Below are 12,277 nucleotides of genomic sequence, written 5' to 3'. Positions count from 1 at the left end.
TGCACTATTTTCATTAGAGCCCTTTCACTATATGGAGACCTAATGAAAATTTTACCGCTGGCACTCTTTATCATTCCTTTTCTGGCCGGATGCGGCGCCAATAATACGCCGCCGCAAACGCCTATTCCCGGGGAAAAAACATCTGCCAAATTACGTACCCTGGAAACAGGCGCGGCGGCTATTCAATCCAGACCACCTGTCGATGCCATCAGTACCTACCTTGACGGGTTCCATTTTTATAGCGGTGATAAAAACGGACAGATGGAAGCGCACCATTACGTTACCGTCCTGAACGAAGATGTCATGCAGGCGGTGATTTACGACGGCAATACGAAAAACGCGCGCCTGATGGGGGTGGAGTACATTATCAGCGAACGTTTATTTAAAACGCTTCCTCCCGAGGAAAAAAAACTGTGGCACAGCCACCAGTACGAGGTGAAATCCGGTAGCCTGGTGGCGCCAGGCTTACCGCAGGTCGCTGATAAGGCGTTGATGAGTAAGATTGTTAATACTTATGGCAAGACCTGGCACACCTGGCATACCGACCGGGATAAAACCCTGCCAATGGGTATCCCTGCGCTGATGATGGGCTTTACCGGCGACGGGCAGCTTGACCCCGCGCTGCTGGCCGATCGGGATCGCCGTCTGGGGATTGATACCCAGGCCATTAAACGCGAGCGGCAGGATCTGCCTGAACATCCCGTTATCAAGGGGGCTAACGCCTGGGAGCAGGGAGAAGTTATCCAGCTACAGCGTGTTCAGGGCTCTGGCGAACACGGGCGAGGCGATACCGCGCACTTCGGTATATCTGAGCAATCCCGACAATAATTCCACGGTTTTACACGCAGATAGGAAAAAGAATGCCTGTTAAGTGACAGTGTCACGTAAAAATTAGCCCCATAGTCTATGCTTGTTTTTCGGATGCTGTAGAGGTTATGAGTTAAACGGAGCGACAAATGAGTTCAAAAATTTTTTGCAAAAGCTGGGGGGCTGAATATATCGCCGCTGATGTCGTCCGCTTTCGTCTTTGGGCCACCGGTCAGCAAAAGGTTATGCTCAGGCTTGCGGGTAAAGACCAGGAAATGCAGGCGAGCGGTGACGGCTGGTTTACGCTGGATGTATCCGGGGTGACGCCAGGTACGGAGTATAACTTTGTACTCAGCGATGGCATGGTGCTCCCCGATCCGGCTTCCCGCGCCCAAAAAACTGACGTCAATGGTCCGTCATATGTGATTGATCCAGGCAGCTACGCGTGGCGCAACACCGGGTGGAAAGGCAGCCGTTGGGAGCAGGCCGTGGTGTACGAGATGCATACAGGCACGTTCACTCCGGAAGGCACCTTCCACACCGCAATAGCGAAGCTGCCTTATCTCGCTGAACTCGGCGTTACCGTTATTGAAGTGATGCCCGTTGCGCAATTTGGCGGCGAGCGCGGCTGGGGCTATGACGGCGTACTGCTTTACGCGCCGCATTCTGCCTATGGGACGCCGGATGATTTCAAAGCGTTTATTGACACCGCGCATGGGTATGGTCTTTCCGTCATCCTGGATATTGTGCTGAACCATTTCGGCCCGGAGGGAAATTATTTACCGCTATTGGCGCCGGCGTTTTTCCACAAAGAGCGCATGACGCCGTGGGGAAATGGTATCGCCTATGATGTCGACGCCGTGCGGCGCTATATCATCGAGGCGCCGTTATACTGGCTGACAGAATACCATCTCGACGGCTTACGCTTTGACGCTATCGATCAGATTGAGGACAGTAGCGCCAGGCATGTGCTGGTTGAAATCGCACAACGTATTCGGGAAGACATTACCGACAGACCCATTCATCTGACTACCGAAGATAGCCGCAATATTATTTCTCTGCATCCCCGTGATCAGGATGGCAATGCGCCGCTGTTTACCGCCGAATGGAATGACGATTTTCATAATGCCGTCCACGTTTTTGCGACCGGAGAGACCCAGGCCTACTACAACGATTTTGCTGATGCCCCGGAAAAACACCTCGCAAGAGCGCTGGCCGAAGGATTCGCTTATCAGGGGGAAATCTCACCGCAAACCGGCGAACCTCGCGGCGTAAAAAGTACCGGACAACCCCCGGTCGCCTTTGTGGATTTTATTCAGAACCACGATCAGGTCGGTAACCGCGCCCAGGGCGACAGACTGATAACCCTGGCGGGTGCTGAACGAACAAAAGTATTGCTCGCCACGTTGCTGCTTTCACCGCATATTCCTCTGCTTTTTATGGGCGAAGAGTATGGCGAAAGCCGTCCTTTTCTTTTTTTTACCGATTTCCATGGGGATTTAGCCCGCGCCGTTCGTGAAGGTCGCGCAAAAGAGTTTGCCGATCATGCAGGGGAAAATGTTCCGGACCCGAATGCGCCAGAGACCTTTCAACGCTCAAAACTTAACTGGAAGCAACAGCACAGTGAAGAGGGTAAAGCGTGGCTGGCATTTACCCGCGAACTACTGCTTTTGCGCCAGAAGCATATCGTGCCGCTGTTGTCCGCTGCCCGTGAGAGCTCAGGAACGGTATTGCAAACCGCGCCCGGGTTTATTGCCGTTAGCTGGCGTTTTCCGGGAGGAACACTGTCACTGGCGCTGAATATTAGCGCCACGACGGTATTGCTGCCCGATTTACCGGGTAAGACTCTCTTCGCCTGGCCGAATGAATCCACCGGGTCGCTTTCCCAACATTCTCTTATTGTCCGCTTAGCCCAGGGAGAGTCTGCATCATGATCCCAACTGCAACGTATCGTCTTCAGTTTCGCAATAGCATGACCTTCGATCGCGCTGCGGCGCTGGTGCCTTACCTTAAAAATCTGGGTATCAGCCATCTTTATGCCTCACCCATCTTTACCGCCACCAAAGCGTCAACGCATGGTTATGATGTCACCGATGCGAATGAGATTGAGCCTTCTATTGGCGGGCGCGAAGGATTTGAAAGACTGGTGGCTGAACTTAAAGCACAAGGTCTGGGATTGATCATCGATATTGTGCCTAATCACATGGCCAGCTCGCTGGAAAACGCCTGGTGGCGCGACGTGCTTGAATATGGCAAGGAGAGCCGTTACGCGCGCCATTTCGATATTGACTGGTCGCGCCGACTGACGCTGCCTTTTTTAGGCGACACGTTTGACGCCGTGCTGGGAAACGGAGAAATTGCGATCAAGCCGGATCCCGTTACGGGTAAACCCACGTTCGCCTATTATGATAATTATTATCCGCTTGCGCCAGCGACGTGGCAGGGGCGCGAGGCTGAAATACTGGCGCTTACCGATAAAGCCGCTATTGCTGATTTGCATGAGCGCCAGCCGTGGAAATTAATGTCTTGGCGCGATGCCGCTCGCTCGCTTTCATATCGGCGTTTCTTTGAGGTCACAGGGCTGGTGGGAATGCGGGTGGAAGATAAAATCGTCTTCGACGATACACATCGGCTGATTCTGGAGCTGGTCAGAACGGGGGCGGTTGACGGTTTACGTATCGATCATATCGACGGCCTTGCCGATCCGAAAGCCTATCTTGCGCGTTTACGTCAGGAAGTGGGACCGGCGTGCTATATCACCGTGGAAAAAATTCTCGCTAAAGGCGAGCAACTTCCTGATGACTGGCCGGTTTCCGGCACCACAGGCTATGAATTCATCGCCTCGCTGGCGGAAGTACTGGTTGACGATAAGCAGATAGACAATCTGCGCCAGGCTTACGAGACCGTAACAGGCGCGCCAGTGGATATGCGGGCGGAATTACGGGCGGCTAAATTGCTGATGGTCGATCGCAATTTTGAGGGGGAATTTACCCGGCTGCTCGCGCTTGCGCTGTCGATTGCCAGCGAGCTACAGATCGCACAGGAAGAGAGCGTCGTTCGGCAGGCGTTACGCGAGTTATTAATTGCCTTTCCCGTATATCGCACTTACGGCACGGCAGAAGGGCTACCGCCGACCGATATTTGCCTGTTACACCGTATTGTGGAACGGGTAAAGACGCTTGAAAACCCTCCGCAGCCAGAAGCGCTTACATTTCTGAGCCGTCTTCTTACCGGCGATGTTCCCGTCTCCAGCCAGGAGGAGGCGACACAGTTTCGCGTTCGGTTCCAGCAACTCACCGGTCCGCTGATGGCGAAATCGGTAGAGGATACGCTTTTCTTTCGTCAAAACATGGGACTGGCGTTAAATGAAGTCGGCGCCGAGCCCGTCACGCATCACTTCTCCATCGAACGCTTTCACCATGAGATGAAAACCCGACAGGCGCGACAGCCTGATGCGTTATCCGGTACGTCGACCCACGATACCAAGCGAGGCGAGGATGCGCGAGCACGCCTGTATACGCTTACCGAAGCGCCGGAACAGTGGAGCGAATGCCTTGCCCGCTGGCGGCAGATGAACCAGACCCATGTCAAATTTTTGAATGATGGCACTGCGCCAAAATCGGCGGATACGTGGATGCTATATCAGGCGCTGACCGGCGTCTGGCCCCCGATGCTACAACCACAGGACGAAACAGGTTTAAACGCGCTGAAAATACGCTTTGAAGCCTTTGTGGAGAAAGCGCTACGCGAAGCGAAGCTACGTACCGATTGGGTGGACAGTAATGAGGCTTACGAAACGGCAATGCTTGATTACGCCCGTTATTTACTGGCGCCGGATAATCAGACATTTTTGCAGGATTTTTATCGTTCCTTGCAACCCTTCATCCGCGCAGGACTGGTTAACAGCCTGACGCAGACCGTTATCAAATTAACCGCGCCGGGAGTACCTGATATCTATCAGGGGAGCGAGGCGTTGAATTTTAGCCTTGTCGATCCCGACAACCGCCGCGAACCAGATTTCGCCACGCTGGCGCAGCAGTTAGACCAACTGACGCCGGGAGTTTTCTCGCGCGAAGAGAGTTGGCTGGACGGGCAGGTGAATCAGTATGCCACCGCCGCCTTACTGCGTTTGCGTCAGCAGAATCATGAGCTCTTCCGTTTTGGCGACTATATACCGCTGCGGGCTGTTGGTCAGCGTGCCGACAAGGTCATCGCTTACGCCAGAGTCAATCATGATGATGCGCTGATTGTTGTTGCGCCCCGACTGGTGTTCGCCGAATGTGACGGCTTATTATCACAATCGCATAGCGGTTTCTGGTCAGGAACCGACATTATTATACCCGGACAGCTTAATCAGCGTCGTTATCGCAATGTGCTTACCCAGGAGAGGTTAATGCCTGGTGAACGCCTGTCGTTGGCCTCACATCAGGGCGGCGTACTGGTTTTAATGAGCGACTGAGTTTATGTGTTGATGTGCCGTGACAGGACAACGTTTACCGTGGGTGGAGAAAGAGAATGACAACAAACAGGGCTTTTGAAATCAGATCAGGATACAGCCATACGCTTGGCGCGAATTATGACGGCGAAGGCGTGAATTTCGCTATTTTTTCCGCCCATGCGGAACGCGTCGAGCTTTGTCTTTACGATCCGAGTGGGGAGCATGAAATCGCTCGTCTGGAGTTACCGGAATATACCGACGAAATATGGCACGGCTATGTCACGAAGTTGCAGCCCGGCGCGCTGTATGGGTACCGCGTTTACGGTCCTTATGACCCGGAAAATGGTCATCGTTTTAACCCCAATAAGCTGCTTATTGACCCTTATGCCCGTGAGCTGGTGGGCGATATTCAGTGGAACGATGCGCATTTCGCGTATCAATTACTTCATGACGATAAAGATTTGACCTTTGATGACCAGGATAGCGCGCCATTTACGCCTAAATGTCGGGTGATTGATCCGGCTGAGGCTAACTGGGAGGATAGACAACGGCCTTCCATACCGTGGTCGAACGCCATTATTTATGAAACGCATGTAAAAGGCTTTACCCAGCTTAATTCGGCGATCCCTGAGCCTCTACGCGGTACGTTTGAGGGCATGGGGCATAAAGCCAGCGTGGATTACATTAAAAGTCTGGGGATTACCTCCGTCGAGCTTTTACCCGTTCACTGGTTCCCGGACGATCAGCATCTGCTCGATAAAGGACTGAAAAATTTCTGGGGATATAACTCGCTGGGCTTTTTTGCGCCGGCGACGCGCTACTATGGTCCAAAAGGTATTCAGGGATTCCGCGATATGGTGCGCGCTTTCCATGATGCCGGCGTCGAAGTGATACTGGATGTGGTCTATAACCATACGGCAGAAGGGAATGAACTTGGCCCCACGCTGTCATTTAAAGGTATCGATAACTTCTCTTACTATCGCACCATGCCCGATCAGCATCGCTATTATATTAACGATACAGGGACAGGTAATACCGTCAATACCTCTCATCCACGGGTACTGCAAATGGTGATGGATTCGCTTCGCTATTGGGCGGAGTCAATGCATGTCGACGGCTTTCGTTTTGATTTGGGCACCATTCTTGGTCGTGAGCCGGAAGGCTTTGATCAGAGAGGCGGCTTTTTTGATGCGGTAACGCAAGACCCGGTGCTGGCAAAACTGAAACTGATTGGCGAACCCTGGGATATCGGACCGGGCGGCTATCAGGTTGGCGGTTTTCCACCAGGGTGGGGCGAATGGAATGATAAATATCGCGATACGGTTCGCGAATACTGGAAAGGTGACAACGTCACAAATGATTTCGCCGCACGCCTGCTGGGTTCCGGCGATCTCTACGATTTGCGCGGCCGTCGCTCCTGGTCAAGCGTTAACTTTATTACTGCCCATGACGGCTTCACGCTGAACGATCTGGTGTCTTATAACGACAAACATAATGAAGCCAATGGCGAAGATAATAATGACGGGCATAATGATAACCGCTCCTGTAACTATGGCGCAGAAGGGCCAACCGACGACGAGGGCATCAATGCGATACGCGAGCGACAGAAACGTAATTTCCTGACCACCTTACTTTTCTCACACGGCACGCCGATGTTATTAGCGGGCGATGAGTTTGGCCGCAGTCAGATGGGCAATAACAATGGCTACTGTCAGGACAGTGAAATATCGTGGGTCCACTGGGATAATTTGCCGGAAACCGCCAATGCGCTACGGGAGTTTACCCGTCATCTGATTCAACTGCGCGCCACGCAACCGTTGCTGCGCCGGGAGAGCTGGCGTGACGGTCTGGAGATCCGCTGGTTTAACGCCGGCGGAGGGGCGCAGTAATCCGAACAATGGGATGAGGGATCGACGATAGGCGTATGTATTAGTCGACCCGATCTTCAGCCGGAAGCGGGGATCTGGCATGACGCCTTACTGCTTTTCAATCCGTTTGAAGGCAGCGTACCGTTCCGTATTCCGATGTGGGGAGAAGGCGGCTGGGTGCTTGAACTGACGACTGCCGATGACGCGCAGCAGGGAATGCGGATTACCGAAGAAATGGATTTCGATCTGGCCGGGCGCAGCATCGTGTTATTCAGACGCCCCTGATAGTGAAACTGCGCTCCGGACCCAACCGGCCTTAATGGCCGGTTTTTTACTGGCGCTCAGGCGATATCATGCCGCAGAAATAACACCGTTGTCAGTTTACCGCCCGAAAAATTCATCCGCCTGTTGGTATTCCTTTGATTGTCTTCACCGATATTCGCTTCAGGCCGTCTATTGCCATTTCAAGGTAGGTACGTGGACATCCCAGATTTAAACGGATAAATCCGCTGCCCGCCGGGCCAAAGCCGCTGCCCATTGAAGGAGCAATACCCGCGACATCCGCCATTACCCATTTTAGCTGTTCGTCATCCAGTCCCAGTTTTTTACAATCCATCCATAATAAATAGGTTCCCTGCGCCGGGACAATTCTTGCCCAGGGAAGGTGCTCTGTCGCCTGTTCAACAAACCAGCGGCGGTTTTCCGCCAGATAATCCAGTAGCGAATCCAGCCACTGTCTGCTTTCATTCCATGCGGTAGTTGCCGCCTGAACGGAGAGGGCGTTAAAGACATCCAGCCCATGAGCGTCCAGACGAGACAGGAAACGCTGGCGAAGCGTAGGATCGGGAATGAGAAAATTAGAAATTCGCAACGACGATAAGCCAAACGTTTTGCTGGCCGCAGTGGCGGAGATGACCCGTTTATGCCAGCGCTCCCCTAAATGCAGTACCGAGGTAAAGGTTTCGCAGGGCAGCAATAGATCGGCCCATATTTCATCCGAGATGAGAGTGACATCATAAGCTTCACATAATAAAAGCAGTTGCTCCAGCTCGTTGGCCGACCAGCAACGCCCGGTTGGATTATGTGGATTACACAAAATCATTAGCGGAGGGCGCTCATGGCGAAACAGCCTTTCCAGTTGGCAAAAATCCATCTGGTAGCCTTCATCCGGCGACTCGCTAAGGGGATTCTCCAGCAGTTTTCTACCATTAAGCGTGATTATTTTGGCGAAGGAGCCATAGTATGGCCCCTGAACCACTACGCCGTCGCCTGGATGCGTCAACATTTGCACTAAGAGCGCCAACCCTGGTACGACGCCTTCCACGCTGCATACCCATTCCTGTTTTAACGTGAGCTGGTGGCGTGACGAAAACCAGTGAAGCAGGGCGTTAAAATAGGCCTCATCACGTTCGCTATAGCCAAATACGCCGTGCTCGATTCGCTGATGCAATGCCGCCTGAACCTCTGGCGGGCAGGCAAAATCGAAATCAGAAACCCACATCGGCAGCAGTTTTCCAGCGCCGTCGCCAAAGTGACGCTCAAAGTTATCGATTATTACTTCCGATTCAACGGTTTGGTTATAACATATCTAATCATCTTAGATCTCTGGGGATTTATTTTGATAGCATCATAATGGTTGATCCATTACATTTTCCTTCTCTTAGCTCTCTGCATTCATTTTTGTCATTGCCACCAGATAATAGTTATGTCCGCATGCGCAGATTGGTATTACTTGAACATGTTTCCAATCTATTTCGCGCCATCCCATTTATGACTATTGATGATGATTATCCAATTTTTCTAATCGTTCCTGAATTACTGGATTTTGATAAAGAACGCAATCATGAACAATCTGCCGCTTTTCTAAGTCAGCTCTTTTTTAAAGATAGAAAAATGGATTACGCTACTTATTTAGCGTTTCTTGAGCACTTTGGGAGAAATGAAGAAACATTCCAGAAGATCCTAATAAATAAAGAATTATTAAAAACATTGCTTGATAATTTCAATAACATCGAAAAAGAGGTCTGGGTTTACGATACAGATTTAAAGAGTTTTACAACAAGAGAGGTAGATCTTCTGGATTACGATCTGCCGTCAGCTATAGGAACCTTACTGGGTAAGGTTGAAGGTGCAATTTATGCACAGCGATCAACTCAATTATCGGCAACACTATTAGGTATTGATCCGGTTATTTATAGTAACCATATGTTTTTACATGAATGGACTACGGAGCAGTTGGTCAAGGATTATGGTAAATTAAATCCTCTTTCTTCTGAAGAGCAAGCGATTACAATGGGACTATCAGCCGCGGAAGTAAAATTCCTTACTGCGCTTTCCGATCTGGAATTAAAAAAGATTAGAGAAAGAGGTCAACTGGAATCCTTAAGGCATGAACTAAGAATCTCAAGGCATGACTTGCAAGGAAAACGTGTGCAGGATAAGCGGGTGCAAATCAACAGAATTCGCGCAGCGTCACGGCAGGGAAGGGATCAAACTTATGGGCCAGAAGTTTTTTGACATGCACGAATCCAGCCGCCTTAACATGTCTTTTAATTGTTCTGGTGCATTTAACATAATATACATTATGCGCTCCATGATGATGGAGAACGGAAAGCAGCCCCCAAGCGTGAATCAGTCATACAACCAGCGACCAGCCCTGGCAGACGCAATGAGCATACCTATCGTGAACTCCGGCGCCTGAGGAATATCGTTTTTGCGAAACGGATTAAGCAAATGCTTAGCACCACGCGGTTTTGTCCGCGTAGGCAAAACATTCAATCCAGCCACAATAGACACTATCGCCCCAAAATCCTGAACACCCAACTGATTGGCAGTGTTTTCGCAGAAAATCATAAACAGCAACTGACTAGCAGTCAGATTTGAACGTCCGGCATAAAAATAAGTGCTATTAAGCTCTTCAACTGTATCCATACTCTAATTTCCTGATTAAATTAACTTTATGCATTGGCAATGCAACCACTTTATAGGATTGTTATAACACATTTGTTCGTCGTGTGCTTGAATTAGACAATGGCAAGCTGGTGCGCACGCTGTTAACGTTCCTGGTAATCGATACAAGCAGTTAAGTACAAAATTAAGCCGTGTGGTGCAGGATACAGACTGGTCTACAGCGTCGAAGATGAAATTATCACGGTAACTGTCATTGGTGTTGGAAAGCGTGAAAATGATGCCGTCTACAACTTAACGACGTGATGGCGGTGAAACAGGAGATATTTGCCTATCCCCCTTATCCTAACTGGACCGCTGTTGGCGTTACCTGGCTGGCCGGCTTTGATTTCGAAATAAAGGTTATTGCCCGAATCCCCTGATGCTTATTCTCGGTAAAACCGGTAGCATTATGTGTACCGGTTTTATTTTATTCATCCCTGCCCTTCATCCTGTATGATTAACATGCAATCACCAAACATATCGAACTGACATGACTGGATATCTTCTGAGGCATAGGCCTTCATGAGTAGATCAACCCCAGCAAACTGACCAGTTAACACCATATGCGTCGTTTTTGGCTGATGTAAGTTCGTTAGCAGGCAGTCAACCACTTTCAGTTGATAGCCTGGATGTATATAAAGCGCAGTCCAGCCAGAACTTGCTTTGAGGCAATTGTGTTCCCTCGAATACGCGGACTCCAGGCATCGTGTAACGGTAGTTCCTACGGCAAAAATACGTCCGCCATTTTGCTTCGCAGTATTAATGATATCCGCTGTAGCTTGTGGAACCTCGTAGTATTCTTCGTTGATAGTCACTTCCTCTACACATTTTGTTTGTATTTTTCTGTTGGACAACATTTCTGTTGATGCAACATGTAAAGTAATAAAAGATATTAACCCACCTTTATCTTTGATTTTTTGGATAAGATCCCAGGTAAAATGAATGCCGGCAGAAGGTATTTCCAAAGAGCCATACTTTTTAGAAAAAACGGAACGGTAAGCATCTGGATATTTATAAAACAAGCTGGAGTCCACATACTCATCAAGACGCTCACCATGACTGGCTAAATAGCAAATTAAAGCCTCATGATTTTCTACAACGGCCCGGTACTGGCTCTCCTCGCCAAACCTTTGCTCTATCTTAATGGAAATTTCAGGGTTATCAACCAAATAGAAAACATCATTCGCGTTAAGCCTTTCTTTTAAAAGTCCGGAAATAATTACTCTATTATTTAGTAAAAATCCCTCTAAAACAATTTTAATTAATCTATTTCGTCTTGTTTTACAGATAAACATATGGTTTATTATAGTACTGTCGTTAAAACAGATTACATCACCTTCTTTGATATAATCTGTTACTTTACTAAAGTCTACCTTATGAATTTCCCCTTTACTTCGGTTGAGGACAAGCATTTTGCACTTTTCCCTGTATGAATCATTGGCTATCCAATGAGGTCTGAGTGGGATAGTCATCTGATCGGTAATGCGAAAATCATATTTTTCGGTAAGCATATATTTACCCTTTGAAAAACCATTGATACGGCGATTGTTATATAGCCGTATTCTGCAGTATACGTTGGCCTTTCAAAGGGTGAAAATTAACTCGATAAATGTTGTTATTATATTTACTTTGCTGGCTATTTAATTAATGCAGTAGCATGGACGATCAGATTTGACCGCCCTTTTCTTTTGCTTATTCCGGCATTGAAGCATCGCTATCCATTGCATCGGCAAACTTTTGCATTAACCGAACAAAGATATCAATTTTATCCTGAGGCCAGTCTTTAAAAACAACGTTGCCCATTTGCTCTCGCGCAGCGTCTATACGCTCCGTCATCGCCTTTCCTGTCCGGGAGATAACGGCCTCGCGTATACGACGATCGATGACATTATGTTGCCGTATTATCAATCCCAACTTCTCCAGTTTGGCGACCTGTCGGCTTACCGTCGTATAATCACGACCGGCACGTTCGGCTAACTCAACAACGCCAATCGGCCCTAAACGTTCGATACTAATAAGGATCGAAAATAGCGCGCGATCGAGTTGAATCCCCGCCTCTGCAATTAATTTCTCATCATTACGAGGCCGGTTGAGCGCGCTCACCACGCGAATCAACGCACCGTGAAGTGCCTTCATTTGCTCGGAAATATGTGTATCTTGCACATTTTTATTTTCTGACATAGCATGTCTCCTCTTATGTGCATAATACACATAT

The 12,277-nt window shown here is 49.3% G+C and carries 7 protein-coding genes and 5 pseudogenes; 7 read left to right on the top strand and 5 right to left on the bottom strand.

Features of this window, described 5'->3' with window-relative positions; genetic code table 11:
* The first annotated feature begins 42 nt into the window (after positions 1-42).
* From AAYN39_RS02245 to glgX, 4 genes and pseudogenes are all read left to right on the top strand, one after another.
* Positions 43-828 carry an OBAP family protein gene (locus AAYN39_RS02245; RefSeq protein WP_000698597.1) on the top strand — a complete coding sequence of 262 codons (786 nt, stop codon included), beginning with the start codon at positions 43-45 and terminating at the stop codon, positions 826-828.
* A gap of 128 nt (positions 829-956) precedes the next feature.
* A complete protein-coding gene (gene treZ, locus AAYN39_RS02240) occupies positions 957-2,741 on the top strand; it encodes a malto-oligosyltrehalose trehalohydrolase (protein ID WP_000095550.1) in 1,785 nt (594 codons plus the stop codon).
* On the top strand, positions 2,738-5,266 hold the full coding sequence (gene treY / locus AAYN39_RS02235) for a malto-oligosyltrehalose synthase (protein WP_000613170.1): 2,529 nt from the start codon (positions 2,738-2,740) through the stop codon (positions 5,264-5,266). Before treZ ends, treY begins: the two co-directional genes overlap by 4 nt.
* A gap of 56 nt (positions 5,267-5,322) precedes the next feature.
* A pseudogene (gene glgX, locus AAYN39_RS02230) lies at positions 5,323-7,398 on the top strand (glycogen debranching protein GlgX).
* A gap of 112 nt (positions 7,399-7,510) precedes the next feature.
* Here the strand turns inward: glgX and AAYN39_RS02225 are convergent.
* Positions 7,511-8,701: a MalY/PatB family protein gene (locus AAYN39_RS02225; protein ID WP_044790265.1), complete on the bottom strand. Its 1,191-nt coding sequence runs from the start codon at positions 8,699-8,701 to the stop codon at positions 7,511-7,513.
* Between AAYN39_RS02225 and AAYN39_RS02220 the strand changes: the two are divergent.
* Positions 8,653-9,552 (top strand): annotated as a pseudogene (locus AAYN39_RS02220) (hypothetical protein); the annotation flags it as partial. The gene AAYN39_RS02225 and the pseudogene AAYN39_RS02220 sit on opposite strands and share 49 nt — an antisense overlap.
* 192 nt (positions 9,553-9,744) lie before the next feature.
* Here AAYN39_RS02220 and AAYN39_RS02215 read toward each other — a convergent pair.
* Complete coding sequence (locus AAYN39_RS02215; RefSeq protein ID WP_024149110.1) at positions 9,745-9,846, bottom strand: DUF1493 family protein; 102 nt, start codon at positions 9,844-9,846, stop codon at positions 9,745-9,747.
* A 6-nt stretch (positions 9,847-9,852) separates the two neighbouring features.
* Positions 9,853-10,044: pseudogene (locus AAYN39_RS02210) on the bottom strand (STM2901 family protein); the annotation flags it as partial.
* 153 nt (positions 10,045-10,197) lie between these two features.
* Between AAYN39_RS02210 and AAYN39_RS02205 the strand changes: the two are divergent.
* Positions 10,198-10,326: pseudogene (locus tag AAYN39_RS02205) on the top strand (type II toxin-antitoxin system mRNA interferase toxin, RelE/StbE family); the annotation flags it as partial.
* Positions 10,320-10,442 (top strand): annotated as a pseudogene (locus tag AAYN39_RS02200) (RidA family protein); the annotation flags it as partial. The pseudogenes AAYN39_RS02205 and AAYN39_RS02200, both read left to right, overlap by 7 nt.
* A 51-nt stretch (positions 10,443-10,493) precedes the next feature.
* Here AAYN39_RS02200 and AAYN39_RS02195 read toward each other — a convergent pair.
* Together AAYN39_RS02195 and AAYN39_RS02190 are read right to left on the bottom strand one after the other, a co-directional pair.
* On the bottom strand, positions 10,494-11,573 hold the full coding sequence (locus tag AAYN39_RS02195; protein ID WP_000954693.1) for an S-adenosylmethionine:tRNA ribosyltransferase-isomerase: 1,080 nt from the start codon (positions 11,571-11,573) through the stop codon (positions 10,494-10,496).
* A 181-nt stretch (positions 11,574-11,754) separates the two neighbouring features.
* Positions 11,755-12,243, bottom strand: a complete 489-nt coding sequence (locus tag AAYN39_RS02190; RefSeq protein WP_001293639.1) for a MarR family winged helix-turn-helix transcriptional regulator — start codon at positions 12,241-12,243, stop codon at positions 11,755-11,757.
* Positions 12,244-12,277 lie beyond the last annotated feature (34 nt).

Source organism: Salmonella sp. K21076 (assembly GCF_039650795.1).
Classification (GTDB): domain Bacteria; phylum Pseudomonadota; class Gammaproteobacteria; order Enterobacterales; family Enterobacteriaceae; genus Salmonella; species Salmonella enterica.
Note: the sequence above shows the minus strand (reverse complement) of the source record. Positions and strands in the feature narration are given on the sequence as shown.

Excerpts from the sequence above, each read along its gene's own strand:
- AAYN39_RS02245 (WP_000698597.1), top strand. The coding sequence starts at position 43 with ATGAAAATTTTACCGCTGGCACTCTTTATCATTCCTTTTCTGGCCGGA.
- treZ (WP_000095550.1), top strand. The coding sequence starts at position 957 with ATGAGTTCAAAAATTTTTTGCAAAAGCTGGGGGGCTGAATATATCGCC.
- treY (WP_000613170.1), top strand. The coding sequence starts at position 2,738 with ATGATCCCAACTGCAACGTATCGTCTTCAGTTTCGCAATAGCATGACC.
- AAYN39_RS02195 (WP_000954693.1), bottom strand. The coding sequence starts at position 11,573 with ATGCTTACCGAAAAATATGATTTTCGCATTACCGATCAGATGACTATC.
- AAYN39_RS02190 (WP_001293639.1), bottom strand. The coding sequence starts at position 12,243 with ATGTCAGAAAATAAAAATGTGCAAGATACACATATTTCCGAGCAAATG.